16 protein-coding genes are annotated in these 17,953 nt (G+C 60.5%); all 16 read left to right on the forward strand.

From position 1 onward, the window contains the following. The first annotated feature begins 88 nt into the window (after window positions 1–88). The 16 genes from GJA_RS00280 to GJA_RS00355 all read left to right on the forward strand — a co-directional run bounded on the left by GJA_RS00280 (window position 89) and on the right by GJA_RS00355 (window position 17,953). On the forward strand, window positions 89–787 hold the full coding sequence (locus tag GJA_RS00280; protein ID WP_038487423.1) for a transposase: 699 nt from the start codon (window positions 89–91) through the stop codon (window positions 785–787). A gap of 206 nt (window positions 788–993) precedes the next feature. Beyond that, window positions 994–5,703, forward strand: coding sequence for a glutamate synthase-related protein (locus GJA_RS00285; RefSeq protein ID WP_038487426.1), 4,710 nt, complete (start codon window positions 994–996; stop codon window positions 5,701–5,703). 66 nt (window positions 5,704–5,769) lie between these two features. Next, window positions 5,770–7,233, forward strand: coding sequence for a glutamate synthase subunit beta (locus tag GJA_RS00290; RefSeq protein ID WP_038487428.1), 1,464 nt, complete (start codon window positions 5,770–5,772; stop codon window positions 7,231–7,233). Between the two features lie 289 nt (window positions 7,234–7,522). Next, window positions 7,523–8,350, forward strand: coding sequence for an ABC transporter ATP-binding protein (locus GJA_RS00295; protein ID WP_038487431.1), 828 nt, complete (start codon window positions 7,523–7,525; stop codon window positions 8,348–8,350). Next, on the forward strand, window positions 8,347–9,129 hold the full coding sequence (mlaE, locus tag GJA_RS00300) for a lipid asymmetry maintenance ABC transporter permease subunit MlaE (protein ID WP_038487433.1): 783 nt from the start codon (window positions 8,347–8,349) through the stop codon (window positions 9,127–9,129). Before GJA_RS00295 ends, mlaE begins: the two co-directional genes overlap by 4 nt. Window positions 9,130–9,208: 79 nt before the next feature. Further along, window positions 9,209–9,679 carry an outer membrane lipid asymmetry maintenance protein MlaD gene (mlaD, locus tag GJA_RS00305; RefSeq protein ID WP_038487436.1) on the forward strand — a complete coding sequence of 157 codons (471 nt, stop codon included), beginning with the start codon at window positions 9,209–9,211 and terminating at the stop codon, window positions 9,677–9,679. Further along, entirely contained in the window at window positions 9,676–10,575 is a 900-nt protein-coding gene (locus tag GJA_RS00310) for an MlaA family lipoprotein (protein WP_144241388.1), read from the forward strand. Before mlaD ends, GJA_RS00310 begins: the two co-directional genes overlap by 4 nt. Before the next feature lie 32 nt (window positions 10,576–10,607). Then, complete coding sequence (locus GJA_RS00315; RefSeq protein WP_038487442.1) at window positions 10,608–11,249, forward strand: MlaC/ttg2D family ABC transporter substrate-binding protein; 642 nt, start codon at window positions 10,608–10,610, stop codon at window positions 11,247–11,249. A 14-nt stretch (window positions 11,250–11,263) separates the two neighbouring features. Then, window positions 11,264–11,596 carry an STAS domain-containing protein gene (locus tag GJA_RS00320; RefSeq protein ID WP_038487445.1) on the forward strand — a complete coding sequence of 111 codons (333 nt, stop codon included), beginning with the start codon at window positions 11,264–11,266 and terminating at the stop codon, window positions 11,594–11,596. 167 nt (window positions 11,597–11,763) lie between these two features. Next, window positions 11,764–12,681 (forward strand): ABC transporter ATP-binding protein, encoded by a 918-nt coding sequence (locus tag GJA_RS00325; protein WP_038487448.1) that lies wholly within the window; start codon window positions 11,764–11,766, stop codon window positions 12,679–12,681. Further along, window positions 12,678–13,439, forward strand: a complete 762-nt coding sequence (locus GJA_RS00330; RefSeq protein ID WP_038487451.1) for an ABC transporter permease — start codon at window positions 12,678–12,680, stop codon at window positions 13,437–13,439. Before GJA_RS00325 ends, GJA_RS00330 begins: the two co-directional genes overlap by 4 nt. A gap of 62 nt (window positions 13,440–13,501) precedes the next feature. After that, entirely contained in the window at window positions 13,502–13,738 is a 237-nt protein-coding gene (locus GJA_RS00335; RefSeq protein ID WP_038487454.1) for a BolA family protein, read from the forward strand. 6 nt (window positions 13,739–13,744) lie between these two features. Further along, window positions 13,745–14,995: a UDP-N-acetylglucosamine 1-carboxyvinyltransferase gene (gene murA / locus GJA_RS00340; protein WP_038487456.1), complete on the forward strand. Its 1,251-nt coding sequence runs from the start codon at window positions 13,745–13,747 to the stop codon at window positions 14,993–14,995. A 12-nt stretch (window positions 14,996–15,007) separates the two neighbouring features. Beyond that, window positions 15,008–15,679, forward strand: a complete 672-nt coding sequence (gene hisG / locus GJA_RS00345) for an ATP phosphoribosyltransferase (protein WP_038487458.1) — start codon at window positions 15,008–15,010, stop codon at window positions 15,677–15,679. Window positions 15,680–15,695: 16 nt separating this feature from the next. Further along, complete coding sequence (gene hisD, locus GJA_RS00350) at window positions 15,696–17,021, forward strand: histidinol dehydrogenase (RefSeq protein ID WP_038487460.1); 1,326 nt, start codon at window positions 15,696–15,698, stop codon at window positions 17,019–17,021. Further along, complete coding sequence (locus GJA_RS00355; RefSeq protein ID WP_038487462.1) at window positions 17,018–17,953, forward strand: DNA-methyltransferase; 936 nt, start codon at window positions 17,018–17,020, stop codon at window positions 17,951–17,953. The genes hisD and GJA_RS00355 overlap by 4 nt, the downstream gene beginning before the upstream one ends.

Consider the following 17,953-nt stretch of genomic DNA (forward strand, 5'->3'; position numbering starts at 1 on the left):
AGTATTTGCCAAGCGCGGAAAATAAAGTGGGGACAGAGTCGCTTGTACTCGCTACAATCAGTCCATTTCCCGCTTTCCGAGTCCGGCCATGGCCCGTTTGCCCCGTTTGATCTTGCCTGCCCAACCCCATTACGTGATACAGCGCGGTCATAGCCGTCAGCCGGTGTTCCAGGACGCCGCCGATTACACGACATTCCTGGCCTGGCTGCGCACTGGCGCCAAAACCTTCAAGGTTGCGGTGCATGCCTACGTCTTGATGCCGTATCAATTGCATGTATTGGCGTCGCCGGCCGATGAAAACGGACTGGGCCAGCTGATGCAGTGGTTGGGGCGCTATTACGTGCCGTATTACAACCAAAAATACCAGCGCTCCGGTCCCTTGTGGCAGGGACGCTACAAAACTTCGGTCATCGATCCGGACAATTTCTTTCTGATGTGCACCCGCTACATCGAATTCGCCCCGCTGGCGGCCGGCCTGGCATCGGCCGCGGCCGACTATCCATGGTCCAGCTATGGCCATCACGCCGGCATCCGGCCCGACCCGGTGATCACCGACCATGCGTTGTACTGGGCGCTGGGCAATACGCCGTTCGACCGCGAAGCCGCGTACCTGCGGCTGACCGAACAGGCGCTGTCGCTGGACCAGGTCAAGACGCTGGAACGGGCCGTGCTGAAGGGCTGGCCGCTGGGGTCCGAGCCGTTCAAGCTGGCGCTGGAGCACAAATTGAAGCGCCAAGTGATGCCGGCCAAACGCGGTCGTCCCTTTAAAATTGTTGCCGCAGATTAAACAAAATCCATTTCAAGCTACATCAAAAAGCAAATAGTGGACTGAATTACTCGGGTTTTTAGTGATTTCCTTTACTCTGTCCCTATTTAAAATTTTAAGCGACGGAATAAAATTTAATTCGACTCCGACCCTAATTGTTCTAGTTGAGTTTTCTGCTGCATTGCACTACTCTAGTTTTTCGATATCCATCAGCAGCGGAGAACCCCATGAAAGCCCAAGGCCTGTACGATCCAGCAAATGAACACGACGCATGCGGCGTCGGTTTTGTCGCCCACATCAAGGGCAACAAGACCCACTCCATCGTCGAACAGGGCTTGCTGATCTTGAAAAACCTGGATCACCGGGGTGCGGTCGGCGCCGATGCGCTGATGGGCGATGGCGCCGGCATCCTGATACAGATCCCGGACCAGTACTACCGCGAAGAAATGGCCAAGCAGGGCGTGACGTTGCCGCCGCCGGGCGAATATGGCGTCGGCATGGTGTTCTTGCCGAAGGAAAACGCTTCGCGCATCGCCTGCGAACAGGAAATCGAGCGCGCCGTGCGCATCGAAGGCCAGGTGATCCTGGGCTGGCGCAATGTGCCGATCGATACCGACATGCCGATGTCGCCGACGGTGCGCGCCAAGGAGCCGGTGATCCGCCAGATTTTCATCGGCCGCGGCCCGGACATCATGGTCACCGACGCGCTGGAGCGCAAACTGTATGTGATCCGCAAATCGTCGGGCCACGCGATCCAGGCCTTGAAGCTGCTGCATGGCAAGGAATTCTTTGTGCCGTCGATGTCGGCGCGCACCATCGTGTACAAAGGTTTGTTGCTGGCCGACCAGGTCGGCGTGTATTACAAGGATTTGCAGGATGCGCGCTGCATTTCGGCGCTGGCGCTGGTGCACCAGCGTTTCTCGACCAATACCTTCCCGGAGTGGCCGCTGGCCCACCCGTACCGCCTGATCGCGCACAACGGCGAAATCAATACCGTCAAAGGCAATTTCAACTGGATGCGCGCGCGCGAAGGCGTGATGAAATCGGCCGTGCTGGGCGAAGACTTGCAAAAGCTGTTTCCGCTGATCTATGAAGGCCAGTCCGACACGGCGTGCTTCGACAATGCGCTGGAATTATTGCTGATGGCAGGTTATCCGATCGCCCAGGCGATGATGATGATGATCCCGGAAGCGTGGGAAAACCACACCACCATGGACGACAACCGCCGCGCCTTCTATGAGTACCATGCGGCGATGATGGAGCCGTGGGATGGCCCGGCCGCGATGGCGTTCACCGACGGCCGCCACATCGGCGGCACGCTGGATCGCAACGGCTTGCGTCCGGCGCGCTACATCGTCACCGACGACGACCTGGTCGTGATGGCGTCGGAATCGGGCGTGCTGCCGATCCCGGAATCGAAAATCATCCAGAAATGGCGCTTGCAACCAGGCAAGATGTTCTTGATCGACCTGGAAGCGGGCCGCATCATCGACGACCAGGAATTGAAAAACACCTACGCCAACGCCAAGCCGTACAAGGCGTGGATCAATTCGGTGCGCATCAAGCTCGATGAAATCAAGCTGGCCGACGGCATCGTCGCCTTGCCGGTGGCCGGCGCCGCCAGCGGCGAAAAAGCGCAACCGTCGGTGCTGGACCGCCAGCAGGCGTTCGGTTACACCCAGGAAGACTTGAAATTCCTGATGGCGCCGATGGCCGTGTCCGGCGAGGAAGCGACCGGTTCGATGGGTAACGATTCGCCGCTGGCGGTGATGTCGAACAAGCTCAAGCCGCTCTACAATTACTTCAAGCAATTGTTCGCGCAAGTGACCAATCCGCCGATCGACCCGATCCGCGAAGCGATGGTGATGTCGCTGGTGTCGTTTATCGGTCCGAAGCCGAACTTGCTCGATACCAACAACGTCAATCCGCCGATGCGCCTCGAAGTGTCGCAGCCGGTGCTGGGTTTCGACGATATGGCGCGCCTGCGCAATATCGCGCTGCACACCGGCGGCAAGTTCAAGTCGTATGAACTGGATATCTGCTACCCGCTGTCGTGGGGCAAGGAAGGCGTCGAAGCGTGCCTGGCGTCGCTGTGCGCCGAAGCGGTCGATGCGGTCAAATCCGGCCACAATATCCTGATCGTGTCGGACCGCGCCATCAGCGCCGACCAGGTCGCGATTCCCGCGCTGCTGGCTACCTCGACCGTGCATCAGCACCTGGTCAGCAAGGGCTTGCGCGCGTCCACCGGCCTGGTGGTCGAAACCGGCTCGGCCCGCGAAACCCATCACTTCGCGCTGCTGGCGGGGTATGGCGCGGAAGCGGTCCATCCCTACCTGGCGATGGAAACGCTGGTCGAACTGGCGCACGGCATGCCGGGCGAATTGTCGGCTGAAAAAGCGATCTACAACTACACCAAGGCAGTCGGCAAGGGCTTGATGAAAGTCATGTCCAAAATGGGTATCTCGACCTATATGTCGTATTGCGGCGCGCAAATCTTTGAAGCGATCGGCTTGAACAAGTCGCTGGTCGACAAGTATTTCAAGGGCACGGCGTCGAATGTCGAAGGCATCGGCGTATTCGAAGTGGCGGAAGAGGCGCTGCGCCTGCACGCGCTGGCGTTCGGCGACGATCCGCTGCTGGCCAACAACCTGGACGCCGGCGGCGAATACGCGTTCCGCGTGCGCGGCGAAGAACATATGTGGACCCCGGATGCGATTGCCAAGCTGCAGCATTCGACCCGCAGCAACAACTTCTCCAGCTACAAGGAATACGCGCAAATCATCAACGACCAAAGCCGTCGCCACCTGACCTTGCGCGGCTTGTTCGAATTCAAGATCGATCCGTCGAAAGCGATACCGCTCGACGAAGTCGAACCGGCCAAGGAAATCGTCAAGCGCTTCGCGACCGGCGCCATGTCGCTCGGCTCGATCAGTACCGAAGCGCACGCCACGCTGGCGGTGGCGATGAACCGCATCGGCGGCAAGTCGAACACCGGCGAAGGCGGCGAAGATCCGCAGCGCTACACCCAGGAATTGAAGGGCATTCCGATCCGCCAGGGCGCGACGATGGCGTCGGTGGTGGGCGCCGAACAGATCGTCGTCGATATTCCGCTGCAAGAAGGCGACTCGATGCGTTCGCGCATCAAGCAAGTGGCGTCCGGCCGTTTCGGCGTCACCGCGGCGTACCTGAATTCGGCCGACCAGATCCAGATCAAGATGGCGCAGGGCGCCAAGCCGGGCGAGGGCGGCCAGTTGCCGGGCCATAAAGTGTCGGAATACATCGCCAGCCTGCGCTTTTCGGTGCCGGGCGTCGGCTTGATTTCGCCGCCGCCGCACCATGACATTTATTCGATCGAAGACTTGGCGCAATTGATCCATGACTTGAAAAACGCCAATCCGCGTGCGTCGATTTCGGTCAAGCTGGTGTCGGAAGTCGGTATCGGCACCGTCGCCGCCGGCGTCACCAAGGCCAAGGCCGATCACGTGGTGGTGGCCGGCCATGACGGCGGCACCGGCGCGTCGCCGCTGTCGTCGGTGAAACACGCCGGCACGCCCTGGGAGCTGGGCCTGGCGGAAACCCAGCAGACCCTGGTGTTGAACGGCTTGCGCAGCCGCATCCGGGTGCAGGCGGATGGTCAGATGAAAACCGGCCGCGACGTGGTCATCGCCGCGCTGCTGGGCGCCGATGAAATCGGTTTTGCGACCGCGCCGCTGGTGGTCGAAGGTTGCATCATGATGCGCAAATGCCATTTGAATACTTGCCCGGTCGGTGTCGCCACGCAAGATCCTGTGCTGCGCGCCAAGTTCTCCGGCAAGCCTGAATATGTGGTCAATTATTTCTTCTTCGTCGCCGAAGAAGCCCGCCAATTGATGGCGCAACTGGGTATTCGCACCTACGACGAATTGATCGGCCGGGTCGACCTGCTTGACAAGTCGAAGGCGATTGCGCACTGGAAAGCGCGCGGCCTGGATTTCTCGGCCATCTTCCACAAGCCGGAAGTGTCTGGCGAGCAAGCCTGTCGCCACGTGGAGAACCAGGACCATGCGCTGGAAAAAGCGCTGGACCACAAGCTGATCGCGCAAGCCCGCGCGGCGCTGGAAAAAGGCGAGCGGGTGTCGTTCATCTCGCCGGTGCGCAACGTCAACCGCACGGTCGGCACCATGCTGTCCGGCGAAGTGGCGAAGAAATACGGTCATGCCGGCTTGCCGGACGACACCATCCACATCCAGCTGCAAGGCACGGCAGGCCAGTCGGCGTGCGCCTTCCTGGCGCACGGCATCACCATCGACCTGGTGGGCGAGGGCAACGATTACGTCGGCAAGGGTTTGTCGGGCGGACGCATCATCGTGCGGCCGAATACCGAATTCCGCGGCTGGGCGGTGGATAACATCATTATCGGCAATACCGTGCTGTACGGTGCGATCGCCGGCGAGGCATTCTTCAACGGCGTGGCCGGCGAACGTTTTGCGGTGCGTAACTCGGGCGCCACCACGGTGGTCGAAGGCCTGGGCGACCATGGCTGCGAATACATGACTGGCGGCACGGTGGTGGTCTTGGGCGCCACCGGACGCAACTTTGCGGCCGGCATGTCGGGCGGTATTGCCTACGTCTACGATCCGCTGGGCGACTTTGCCAGCAAATGCAATACCGCGATGGTGACGCTGGATAAAGTGCTCAGCACGTCGGAGCAGCAAGCCGAGCGCGCCGCCTGGCACACCCAGCAGCGCGACGGTTTGGCGGAATCCGACGAAGTGATCTTGAAGCGTCTGATCGAACGCCACTTCAAGCATACCGGCAGCACCCGCGCCCGCAGCTTGCTGGATGACTGGGCCAGCGCACGTGGCAAGTTCGTCAAGGTCTTCCCGAGCGAATACAAACGCGCGCTGATTGAAATGGCCGAGAACGCCGCGCTGGAAGCGCAGCCCGTCGCCGCTTAATGGATATCGAAGGCGGGCGCCGCGCAGGTCGCGCGCCCCGGCCAGCTAACAATAAAAGGATTTATCGTGGGTAAAATCACCGGTTTTATGGAATTCAAGCGTCAAGACGAGGCCTACCTGGAGCCTGCCGCGCGCCTGAAAAATTACAAGGAATTCGTGTTGCACCTGTCCAACGAGCAAGCGACGGTGCAAGGCGCGCGCTGCATGGATTGCGGCATTCCATTCTGTACCACCGGCTGTCCGGTCAATAACATCATTCCTGACTGGAATGACCTGGTGTATCGCGGTAATTACCGCGAAGCGCTGGATGTTTTACACTCGACCAATAACTTCCCGGAATTCACCGGCCGGGTTTGCCCTGCGCCATGCGAATCGGCGTGCACGCTGGGCATCCATGAAGATCCGGTCGGCATCAAGTCGATTGAACATAAAATCATCGACATGGGCTGGGAACATGGCTGGGTGGCGCCGCAACCGGCGTCGTTCAGCACCGGCAAGAAAGTGGCGGTGGTCGGTTCCGGTCCGGCCGGCCTGGCGGCGGCCCAGCAACTGGCGCGCGCCGGCCATGCCGTGACGGTGTTTGAAAAGAGCGACCGGGTCGGCGGCTTGCTGCGCTACGGCATCCCCGATTTCAAGATGGAAAAATCGCACATCGATTTGCGGGTCAAGCAAATGGAAGCGGAAGGCGTCACATTCCGCACCAGCGTACTGGTCGGCAAGGATTTCCCGGCGAATGTAAACAACTGGGCCAAGGAAACGATTTTCCCTGAAGACCTGGAAAAAGATTTCGATGCCGTCATCATCGCCGGCGGCGCCGAGCAGCCGCGCGACTTGCCGGTGCCGGGCCGCGACTTGAAGGGCGTGCATTTCGCGATGGACTTCTTGCCATTGCAAAACAAGGTCAACGCCGGCGACAAGCTGAAAGACCAGATCAAGGCCAGCGGCAAGCACGTGGTCGTGATCGGCGGCGGCGATACCGGTTCCGACTGCGTCGGCACCTCGAACCGCCATGGCGCGGCTTCGGTGGCGCAATTCGAATTGATGCCGCAACCGCCTGAAAAGGAAAACAAGCCGCTGGTCTGGCCGTACTGGCCGACCAAGCTGCGCACCTCGTCGTCGCATGAAGAAGGCTGCGAGCGCGACTGGGCGGTGGCGACCAAGCGTTTTGAAGGCAAGAACGGTAAAGTGGAAAAGCTGATCGCCTGCCGCGTCGAGTGGAAAGACGGCAAGATGAGCGAAGTGCCTGATTCGGAATTTGAAATGAAGGCCGACCTGGTGTTGCTGGCGATGGGTTTTGTGTCGCCGGTACAACAGGTGCTGGACGCCTTCGGCATCGAAAAAGATGCGCGCGGCAACGCCAAGGCGAGCACCGATGGCGACGGCTGCTATCACACCTCGGTGCCCAAGGTATTTGCCGCCGGCGATATGCGCCGTGGCCAGTCGCTGGTGGTGTGGGCGATCCGCGAAGGACGCCAGTGCGCCCGTGCGGTCGATGAATTCCTGATGGGAGCGTCGGTCTTGCCGCGTTAATTATTGTGCGTTGTAAGATTTGCGGGGCCACGGCGACCAACACGCCGTGGCCCTTGTTTTTTATGGGCGTCGTCGCCATCTGGCAAATGATTGCCCTGCGGCAATCTCATTATTATTTATTATTAATTTCGCACGCGCATGATAGCCGTTCGTGCAAGGGATTATTTTTTACCCTAGAATATCTGACTCTTGATTCATTAGTGTTGTATTCTGCTCATCAAAACTCGCTAGCCAGAGGGGCCGTCAGCAGAGATTAGCGTTTCTGCACTACAATACGCCATTAAAGAAAATGAGCTTCGTCGTGCCAAATCTTGTTGAAATACGCGATTTACATTTTGCCTATGGGAAACGTTCGATCTTGTCGGGCCTCCAGATGGACTTCCCACGCGGTAAGGTCGTGGCGGTCATGGGCGGTTCCGGCAGCGGCAAAACCACGGTCTTGCGCCTGATCGGCGGCCAGTTGCGTCCCAGTTCCGGTTCGGTCAACGTGAACGGGCAAATTGTCCACACGCTCGATACCGATGCCTTGTACCAGATGCGCCGCAAGATGGGCATGCTGTTCCAGCATGGCGCCTTGTTTACCGATTTGACCGCGTTTGAAAACGTCGCTTTTCCGTTGCGTGAACACACCGATTTGCCGGAAGAACTGATACGCACGCTGGTCTTGATGAAGTTGCACGCGGTCGGCTTGCGCAATGCCGCGCAATTGAAACCGGGCGAAATTTCCGGCGGCATGGGCCGCCGCGTCGCGCTGGCGCGCGCGATTGCGCTCGATCCTGAATTAATCATGTACGATGAGCCGTTTGCCGGACTGGATCCGATTTCGATGGGCGTGACCGCCAATCTGATCCGTAATTTGAACGATGCGCTCGGCTCCACGTCGATCCTGGTGTCGCACGATGTGAAGGAGTGTTTCGCGATCGCTGATTATGTGTACTTTTTGTCATCCGGAAAAATCGTGGCGCATGGCACGCCTGCCGAGATGGCGGTATCGACCCACCCGTATGTGAAGCAATTCGTGAATGCCGAAGCGGATGGGCCGGTGCCCTTCCACTACCCGGGCAAGTCGCTGGCCGACGACCTGGGGCTGGGCCATCCGGCGGGAGCGCGTCGATGATCGGCCGCTTGCTGGAGGCGAGCGGCGCCTGGGTCCGTACGTCGGTCGAAAACCTCGGTTTTGCGATCAGCGCTTTTTTCACCGTGCTGGCGGCGTCGGGCAGCTTGCTGCGCCGTCCGCGCCTGGTGGTCGAGCAACTGTTTTTTATCGGTAACCGTTCGCTGGTGATCATCGCCGTGTCCGGCCTGTTTGTCGGCATGGTGCTGGGTCTGCAAGGGTATTACACGCTGACCACCTATGGCTCGTCGCAGGCGCTGGGCTTGCTGGTGGCGCTGTCGCTGACGCGCGAACTCGGTCCGGTGGTGACGGCGCTGCTGTTCGCCGGTCGCGCCGGTACCTCGCTGACGGCGGAAATCGGCTTGATGAAAGCCGGCGAGCAATTGTCGGCCATGGAAATGATGGCGGTGAACCCGATCCAGCGTGTGCTGGCGCCGCGTTTCTGGGCTGGCGTCATCGCCATGCCGGTGTTGGGGTCGATCTTTACCGCGGTCGGCATCCTGGGCAGCTACCTGGTCGGCGTGGTGCTGATCGGCGTCGATGAAGGGTCGTTCTGGTCGCAAATGCAAAGCGGCGTCGATGTCTGGAAAGATATCGCCAACGGCACCATCAAGAGCCTGGTGTTCGGGATTGCGGTGACCTTTATTGCGCTGTTCCAGGGTTACCAGGCGCAGCCGACACCGGAAGATGTCTCTGGAGCAACAACACGGACCGTTGTGATTTCTTCGCTGATGGTGTGGTGGTTGGACTTCATGATGACCGCCTTGATGTTCAGCAAGTAATCAACCGTAAAAACCGTAAAAAACAGTAAATTGCAGCGTAAAACATGCTGCGCTGGGTAAAAATTAATTAGGATTGCTTATGCAACGTAAATCATTGGATGTGTGGGTAGGATTGTTTGTATTGCTGGGTGTTGCCGCCCTGATGTTCCTGGCCTTGAAAGCAGGCAATATGAGTTCTTTGTCTTTTACCAAGACCTACACGATCAGCGCCAAATTCGACAATATTGGCGGCTTGAAACCGCAAGCGCCAGTCAAGGGCGCGGGTGTGGTGGTGGGCCGCGTATCGAGCATCACCTTCGACGACAAGACTTACCAGGCGCTGGTAACCTTGAATATCGAAGAAGATTTTCAATTTCCGAAAGACAGTTCGGCCAAGATTTTGACCGCGGGCTTGTTGGGTGAGCAATATATCGGCATCGAAGCCGGTGGCGACACCAACAATCTGGCCAGCGGCGACAAAATTGCCCGGACCCAATCGGCCACAGTGCTGGAAGACCTGATCAATCAGTTCATCTATAGCAAGGCAGCGGAAGGAAAGGATAGCAAATGAGCACATCCCGTATGAAAACAGCGAGCGGCCTGTCGTTGCCACGCATGGCGCTGGTGCTGGCCATGACGGCCGGCATCGGCGGTTGCGCCACCACCGCCAGCAACCCGGCCGATCCGTTCGAGGGTTTTAACCGCGCCATGTTCAAGTTTAACGACACCGCCGACAAGGTCGTGTTGAAGCCGGCCGCCACCGCGTACAAAACCGTGTTGCCATCGTTTGTGCAAACCGGTATCGGCAACTTTTTCGGCAACCTGGCCGATTTGTGGAGCGGCGCCAATAATTTCTTTCAAGGCAAGGGCGAAGCCGGCCTGCAAGACATCACCCGTGTCGGCCTGAACTCGACCTTCGGCCTGTTCGGCTTGCTGGACTTCGCGACGCCGGCCGGTTTGCCGAAGCATAATGAAGACTTTGGCCAAACCCTGGGCTGGTATGGCGTCGGTTCCGGTCCTTACCTGATGTTGCCGCTGCTGGGTCCATCGACCTTGCGCGACACGGCTGCCTTGCCGCTCGATATCGTCGGCGATCCATGGCGCTATAAAGAGCCTGTGTACCTGCGCAATATCGGCACCGCCACGCGCATCGTCGACAAGCGCGCCTACATCCTCGATGCGTCGAATTTGCTGGAAGAAGCGGCGCTGGATCGCTATGAATTCATCCGCGACGGTTTCCTGCAGCAGCGCCAGAACAAGATTTTCGACGGCGAATCGAGCCGTCCGGGCAAACCCGTGAAGAACGACAATAGCCAGCTGGACCAGCCGCAAGACTTGAAACAGCCGCCGGCGCCCGCAGATATGGCGCTGACCAGCGCTGTCGCCGCGGAAAGCGATGTGTCATCCGCCAAGGCGCCTGAAGAGTTAACCAAGGGCACGGAAGCTGAAGCCAACGCCAGCCTGTGATACGCCCGACCACCATATAAGGTAAAACCATCATGAAACTGTTCAAACAACTGATCGTACTGGCCAGCGCGACCATCGCCTTTGGCGCCCATGCCGCCGCTCCAGCCACGGAAGCACCGGACGCGCTGGTCAAGCGCATCAGCCAGGATGTGATCGACACCGCCAAGGCCGACAAGGGCATCCAGGCCGGCGACCAGCAACGCGTGATCGACCTGGTCGAAACCAAGATCTTGCCGTACGTCGATTTCCAGCGCATGACCTCGCTGGCCGCCGGCCGCTACTGGCGCGACGCCACGCCTGACCAGCAAAAGCAATTGTCGAGTGAATTCCGCACCTTGCTGATCTTCACGTATTCGGGCGCGCTGTCGCAAATCAAGAACGAAACCGTGGAATTCAAGCCCTTGCGCGCCGACCCGAGCGACACCGAAGTGGAAGTGCGTTCGCAAGTGAACATGGCGCGCGGCGAACCGGTGCCATTGAACTACCGCGTCGCCAAGTCGCCTACCGGCTGGAAAATCTACGATATCAACGTGCTCGGCGCGTGGCTGGTGGAAACCTATAAAGGCAGCTTTGCCAGCGAAATCAGCAAGAACGGTATCGATGGCCTGATCAAGACACTGGCCGCGAAAAACAAGGCCCTGGCCAGCAAGCCAGCCAAAGCCCCAGCCAAATAATCCGGTAGACGACCATGCCAGACTCTCTCGACAGCTTGCAATCCCTGACGTCGCTGACCGTGACCAACGCCAAGGCGGCGTTGGAACAGGGTCTGGACGCGATCAAGGCGGGTCAAACCGTGTTTGACTTGCGCAATGTGCAGGCGGTCGATTCGGCCGCCGTGTCGGTGATGCTGACATGGCAACGTGCCGCGCAAGAAGCCGGCGTGGTGCTGGATGTCAAGAACTTGCCGACCAATCTGCAAAACCTGACCAAGCTGTATGGCGTCTGTTCGCTGGTGGCGGGCTCGCCCGCCGCCGATGTGTGCGCCAATGCCAGCGCCAAGACCGACCCGCATCACCATTGATCCTATCCCACTCCGCGTTGTAACCGCGACAGCTGGCCAGCCTTCAGGCCGCCCGTCGCCGGTCGAAGTTCCAATATTCCAATATAATTGACTGTTGCGCACCAGCCGCTTTTTGCGGCCGCGCCTTGCACGCCGGGCGTTTTGCCCTCACACACAGATAAGCAAGCATGAATGCAATCCAAATAACGAATGTCGAAAAGAGCTATAAATCGCTCAAGGCGCTGGGCGGCGTGTCGTTGTCCATCGAAGAGGGCGAGTTTTTCGGCTTGCTCGGCCCCAACGGCGCGGGCAAAACCACCTTGATTTCCATCATCGCCGGCTTGATCCGGCCCGATTCGGGCACGGTGCGCATCCACGGCCACGATGTGGTCAAGGATTTCCGCAATGCCCGCCGCAGCGTTGGCGTGGTGCCGCAGGAACTGGTGTTCGACCCGTTCTTCACGGTGCGCGAAACGCTGCGCCTGCAATCCGGTTATTTCGGCCTGCCGAATAACGACAAGTGGATCGACGAGGTCATGGAAAACCTCGACCTGACCAACAAGGCCGACACCAATATGCGCGCTTTGTCGGGCGGCATGAAGCGCCGCGTGCTGGTGGCGCAGGCGCTGGTGCACAAGCCGCCGGTGATCGTGCTGGATGAACCGACCGCCGGCGTTGACGTTGAGCTGCGTCAAACCTTGTGGAAATTCATTTCGCGCCTGAACCGCGAAGGCGGCCATACCGTCGTGCTGACCACCCATTACCTGGAAGAGGCGCAAGCGATGTGCCAGCGCGTCGCGATGCTGAAAACCGGCAAGGTGGTGGCGCTCGATACGATGTCGGCGCTGATCCGCCGCATCTCGGGTTCGCAACTGGTGGTGCATATCAAGAACGGCCGCTTGCCGGACGATTTGCGGCACCTGGTGACGCATGCCGACGAGTCGCAGCCGCTGCACAAGTTCAGCCTGCGCGTCAACGAATACAGCGAAGTCGAAAAAATCCTGGCGCGCCTGCGCGAAGCGGGCGCCGTGATCGACGAAATGCAATTGCAACAAGCCGATCTGGAAGATATCTTCTTGCAGATCATGGATAAGGGCACCTTATGATTTCCTCCGGATTCCGCACACTGGTCTATAAAGAAACCCTGCGTTTCTGGAAAGTGGCGACCCAGACCGTCGCCGCGCCGGTCCTGACCTCGATGCTGTACCTGCTGGTGTTCGGCCATGTGCTGGACGGCCGGGTCGAAGTGCATCCCGGCGTCAGCTATACCGCCTTCCTGATTCCCGGCCTGGTGATGATGAGCGTGCTGCAAAACGCCTTCGCCAACTCGTCGTCGTCGCTGATTCAATCGAAGATCACCGGCAACCTGGTGTTCGTGCTGCTGACGCCGTTGTCGCACTGGGAAATTTTCTCGGCCTACGTGCTGGCGTCGGTGGTGCGCGGCTTGGCGGTCGGCTTCGGCGTCTTCATCTTCACCGTCTGGTTCGTCAAGCTGTCGTTCGTCGCGCCGTTGTGGATCATCGTGTTCGCGCTGCTGGGCGCGGCGATGCTGGGCACCATGGGCTTGATCGCCGGCATCTGGGCGGAGAAATTCGACCAGCTGGCGGCGTTCCAGAACTTCCTGATCATGCCGGCGACCTTTTTGTCGGGCGTGTTTTATTCGATCCACTCGCTGCCGGACTTCTGGCAATCGGTGTCGCACCTGAACCCGTTCTTTTATATGATCGACGGCTTCCGCTACGGCTTTTTCGGCAAGTCCGACGTCGATCCGCTGCTCAGCCTGTGCATCGTGGCCGGCTTCCTGGTGGTGCTGTCGCTGCTGGCGATCCGCCTGCTGAAGAGCGGTTACAGATTGCGCCACTAAGACGCCAGCGATACCACACATTCAGCTCATTTACCCATACACTTACGTACCAAGGAAAAATCGTGGCTACCACACCAGAATTGATACACGGCTACCTGTCCGCCGGCCTGACATGCACCCACTTGCAGGTGCAAGGCGACGGCCAGCATTTCGAAGCCCTGATCGTTTCGCCTGAATTCGTCGGCAAACGCCTGATCCAGCGCCACCAGATCGTCTACGCGGCGCTGGGCGACCGCATGCGCGAAGAAATCCACGCGCTGTCGATGAAAACCCTGACCCCTGAAGAATTCGAAGGATAAGACGGCATGGATAAGCTCCTCATTCAAGGCGGCAACCGCCTGTCCGGCGACATCGCCATCTCGGGCGCCAAGAACGCCGCCCTGCCGATCCTGTGTGCCGGCCTGCTGACCTCGGGCGACCTGCACCTGTCGAACGTGCCGCATTTGCACGACGTCGCGACCATGCTCAAGCTGCTGGGCCAGACCGGCCTGAAAGTCAGCCAGGACGGCGACCGCGTGGTGTTGAACGGTGCCGCCATCGACAAGCTGGAAGCGCCGTATGAACTGGTGAAAACCATGCGCGCCTCGATCCTGGTGCTCGGTCCGATGCTGGCGCGCTTCGGCGAAGCGAAGGTATCGCTGCCGGGCGGCTGCGCGATCGGTTCGCGTCCGGTCGACCAGCACATCAAGGGCCTGACCGCGCTGGGCGCGGAAATCCGCATCGAAGCCGGCTACATCTACGCCAAGTGCGCTAAGCTGAAGGGCGCGCGCATCGTCACCGACATGATCACCGTCACCGGTACCGAAAACCTGCTGATGGCGGCGACGCTGGCCGAAGGCGAAACCATTCTCGAAAACGCCGCCTGCGAACCGGAAGTGACCGACCTGGCCAACCTGCTGGTGGCGATGGGCGCGAAAATCGAAGGCATCGGCACCGGCCGCCTGGTGATCCAGGGCGTGCCCGAGCTGCATGGCGCGTCGCACGCGGTGATCGCCGACCGCATTGAAACCGGCACCTTCCTGTGCGCCGTGGCGGCCACCGGCGGCGACATCACGCTGAAGAACACCCGTATCGACATCCTCGACGCGGCGCTCGACAAATTGCGCGCGATGGGCTTGACGATGACCTTCGGCGCCGACTGGATCCGCGCCGAAATGTCGGCCCGTCCCAACCCGGTCAGCTTCCGCACCACCGAATATCCGGGCTTCCCGACCGACATGCAGGCGCAATTCATGGCCGTCAACACGATCGCCAACGGCGCCAGCCGGGTCACGGAAACCATCTTCGAGAACCGTTTCATGCACGTGCAAGAGATGAACCGCCTCGGCGCGGACATCAGCATCGACGGCAATACCGCCAGCATCGCCGGCGTCAAGCAATTGCGCGGCGCGCCCGTGATGGCGACCGACTTGCGCGCCTCGGCGTCGCTGGTGATCGCGGCGCTGGCGGCCGACGGCGAAACCCTGATCGACCGCATCTATCACCTCGACCGCGGTTACGACCGGATGGAAGTGAAGCTGTCGGCGGTGGGCGCCAATATCGTGCGCGTCAAGTAAGGAAAGCCGACCATGAGCAATTTTACAGCCGTGTCCGATAATAGCCAGCTGATACTGGCGCTGTCCAAGGGCCGCATTTTCGACGATACGCTGCCGCTGCTGGAAGCGGCCGGCATCACCGTCACCGAAAACCCGGAAACCTCGCGCAAGCTGATCCTGGCGACCAACGACCCGAACGTGCGCGTCATCATCGTGCGCGCCACCGACGTGCCGACCTATGTGCAGCATGGCGCGGCCGATTTCGGCGTGGCCGGCAAGGATGTCTTGCTGGAGCATGGCGGCGAAGGCTTGTACCAGCCGATCGACCTGAACATCGCGGCGTGCCGCATGTCGGTCGCGGTGCAAGCCGGTTTCGACTATGAAACGGCGGTGCGCCAAGGCGCGCGCCTGCGCGTGGCGACCAAGTTCGTGCAAACCGCGCGCGAGCATTTCGCCGCCAAGGGCGTGCACGTCGACCTGATCAAGCTGTACGGCTCGATGGAACTGGCGCCGCTGGTCGGCCTGTCGGACGCCATCGTCGACCTGGTCAGCACCGGCAGCACGTTGCGCGCCAACAACCTGGTCGAAGTCGAACACATCATGGATATTTCATCGCGCCTGGTGGTCAACCAGGCTGCGCTGAAACTCAAGCGTGAACGGCTGCAACCGATCATCGAAGCGTTCGAACGCGCCTCCAAAAAATAACACCCGAATGGTTACCATGCCGCTACCGATACGCAAACTCGATTCCACCCACGCCGACTTTCAACCATCGCTGACGGCGCTGCTGGCGTTCGACGCCGGCACCGACGACGCGATCGAAAAGTCGGTGGCCGCGATCCTGGCCGACGTCAAGGCGCGCGGCGACAGCGCCGTGCTGGAATACACCAACCGCTTCGACCGCATCCCGAACGGCGGCGCCAGCGGCATGGCCGACTTCGACATTTCACAAGCCGAGCTGCAAGCCGCGCTTGACAGCCTGCCGGCCGCCCAGCGCGAGGCGCTGCAAACCGCCGCGCAGCGTATCCGCGTGTTCCACGAGCGCCAGAAGCAGGAACTGGGCGGTTTTACTTACACCGAGCCGGACGGCACGGTGCTGGGCCAGAAGATCACCCCGCTGGACCGGGTCGGCATCTACGTCCCGGGCGGCAAGGCGGCGTATCCATCGTCGGTGCTGATGAACGCGATCCCGGCCAAGGTGGCCGGGGTGGCGGAAATCATCATGGTGGTGCCGACCCCGGACGGGATTAAAAACCAGATGGTGCTGGCGGCGGCGGCGATCGCCGGCGTCACCCGCGTGATCACCATCGGCGGCGCGCAGGCGGTCGGCGCGCTGGCGCACGGCACGGCCACCATCGCGCCGGTCGACAAGATCGTCGGCCCCGGCAACGCCTATGTGGCGGCGGCCAAGCGGCGCGTATTCGGCATCGTCGGCATCGACATGATCGCCGGCCCGTCCGAAATCCTGATCATTTGCGACGGCAGCACCGACCCGGACTGGGTCGCGATGGACTTGTTTTCGCAAGCCGAGCACGACGAACTGGCGCAGGCGATCCTGCTGTGCCCGGACGCCGCTTACATCGCCAGGGTCGAGGCCAGCATTGAAAAGCTGCTGCCGGCGATGCCACGCCAGGACACCATCCGCACCTCGCTGAGCGAGCGCGGCGCGCTGGTCAAGGTGCGCGACATGGAAGAGGCGTGCCGGATCGCCAACGACATCGCGGCGGAGCACCTGGAAATCTCGGCTGAGCAGCCGCAGCAGTGGGCCGACCGCATCCGCCATGCCGGTGCCATGTTCCTGGGGCGTTTTTCGTCCGAGTCGCTGGGCGATTACTGCTGCGGCCCGAACCACGTATTGCCGACTTCGCGCACCGCGCGTTTTTCGTCGCCGCTGGGCGTGTACGACTTCCAGAAACGCTCGTCGATCATCCACGTCAGCGAAGCGGGCGCGCAAACGCTGGGCCGGGTCGCGGCCACGCTGGCCTACGGCGAAGGCTTGCAGGCGCATGCGCGCAGCGCCGAGCTGCGTTTGAAGCCGCAGTCATGACAGAGTGGGTCAACCAGGTCTTTTGCGAAGATGCGCTGGCCGGCCTGGCACGCATCCCGGATGCATCCATCGACCTGATCTTGACCGACCCGCCATACAACCTGGGCAAGGATTACGGCAACGCCTCGGACCAGCAAACGGTCGACGAATACCTGCGCTGGACCGAACAGTGGATCGACGCGGCTCTGCCGAAGCTGAAGCCGAACGGCAGCCTGTATATTTTCCTGACCTGGCGCTTTTCGCCGGAAATTTTCGTCATGCTGAAACGGCGCATGACGATGATGAATGAAATCATCTGGGACCGCCGGGTGCCGTCGATGGGCGGCAGCGTGCGCAGCTTTTCATCGGTGCACGATACGATCGGTTTTTTCGTGCGCCGCAAGGATTATTATTTCGACCTCGACGCGGTGCGCATCGCCTACGACGCGGCCACCAAGAAGGCCCGTTCGCGCTCGATTTTTATCGGCGCCAAATGGCTGGAAGTCGGCTACAACCCGAAGGATTTGTGGAGCGTGTCGCGCCTGCACAAGGAGCATCCGGAACGGGCCGACCATCCGACCCAGAAGCCGCTGGAAATCATCGAACGCATGCTGAAGGCGTCGTGCCCGCCGGGCGGCGTGGTGCTCGACCTGTTCATGGGCAGCGGCACCACCGCGATCGCCGCCAAGCGCTGCGGCCGGCAATTCGTCGGCTTTGAATTGAATCCCGATTATTGCGCGATCATCCAGCAGCGGCTGGCCGGGGTGGAACTGGCCGAGGCGGTCCAGCCGGACGTAGCGGAAGCGGTGGCCGAGGCGACACCGCCGCGCAAGCGGGCGCCGGCCAAACGCGGCGGCACGGCCAAGGCTGCGGCTAAAGTCACAACCACAGCCACGAAAACCAGCGCCAGGAAAACCGGCAAAAAAACCAAACCGGCGGCAGTCCCACTTTAG

The sequence above is a fragment of the Janthinobacterium agaricidamnosum NBRC 102515 = DSM 9628 genome (assembly GCF_000723165.1).
GTDB classification, from domain to species: Bacteria; Pseudomonadota; Gammaproteobacteria; order Burkholderiales; family Burkholderiaceae_D; genus Janthinobacterium; species Janthinobacterium agaricidamnosum.

What these genes read in the sequence shown, in the direction of transcription:
- GJA_RS00315 (WP_038487442.1), top strand. Translation starts at nt 10,608, where the DNA reads ATGAAACTGTTCAAACAACTGATCGTACTGGCCAGCGCGACCATCGCC.
- mlaD (WP_038487436.1), top strand. Translation starts at nt 9,209, where the DNA reads ATGCAACGTAAATCATTGGATGTGTGGGTAGGATTGTTTGTATTGCTG.
- GJA_RS00310 (WP_144241388.1), top strand. Translation starts at nt 9,676, where the DNA reads ATGAGCACATCCCGTATGAAAACAGCGAGCGGCCTGTCGTTGCCACGC.
- GJA_RS00320 (WP_038487445.1), top strand. Translation starts at nt 11,264, where the DNA reads ATGCCAGACTCTCTCGACAGCTTGCAATCCCTGACGTCGCTGACCGTG.
- hisG (WP_038487458.1), top strand. Translation starts at nt 15,008, where the DNA reads ATGAGCAATTTTACAGCCGTGTCCGATAATAGCCAGCTGATACTGGCG.
- GJA_RS00325 (WP_038487448.1), top strand. Translation starts at nt 11,764, where the DNA reads ATGAATGCAATCCAAATAACGAATGTCGAAAAGAGCTATAAATCGCTC.
- GJA_RS00295 (WP_038487431.1), top strand. Translation starts at nt 7,523, where the DNA reads ATGAGCTTCGTCGTGCCAAATCTTGTTGAAATACGCGATTTACATTTT.
- murA (WP_038487456.1), top strand. Translation starts at nt 13,745, where the DNA reads ATGGATAAGCTCCTCATTCAAGGCGGCAACCGCCTGTCCGGCGACATC.
- hisD (WP_038487460.1), top strand. Translation starts at nt 15,696, where the DNA reads ATGCCGCTACCGATACGCAAACTCGATTCCACCCACGCCGACTTTCAA.
- mlaE (WP_038487433.1), top strand. Translation starts at nt 8,347, where the DNA reads ATGATCGGCCGCTTGCTGGAGGCGAGCGGCGCCTGGGTCCGTACGTCG.
- GJA_RS00285 (WP_038487426.1), top strand. Translation starts at nt 994, where the DNA reads ATGAAAGCCCAAGGCCTGTACGATCCAGCAAATGAACACGACGCATGC.
- GJA_RS00330 (WP_038487451.1), top strand. Translation starts at nt 12,678, where the DNA reads ATGATTTCCTCCGGATTCCGCACACTGGTCTATAAAGAAACCCTGCGT.
- GJA_RS00355 (WP_038487462.1), top strand. Translation starts at nt 17,018, where the DNA reads ATGACAGAGTGGGTCAACCAGGTCTTTTGCGAAGATGCGCTGGCCGGC.
- GJA_RS00280 (WP_038487423.1), top strand. Translation starts at nt 89, where the DNA reads ATGGCCCGTTTGCCCCGTTTGATCTTGCCTGCCCAACCCCATTACGTG.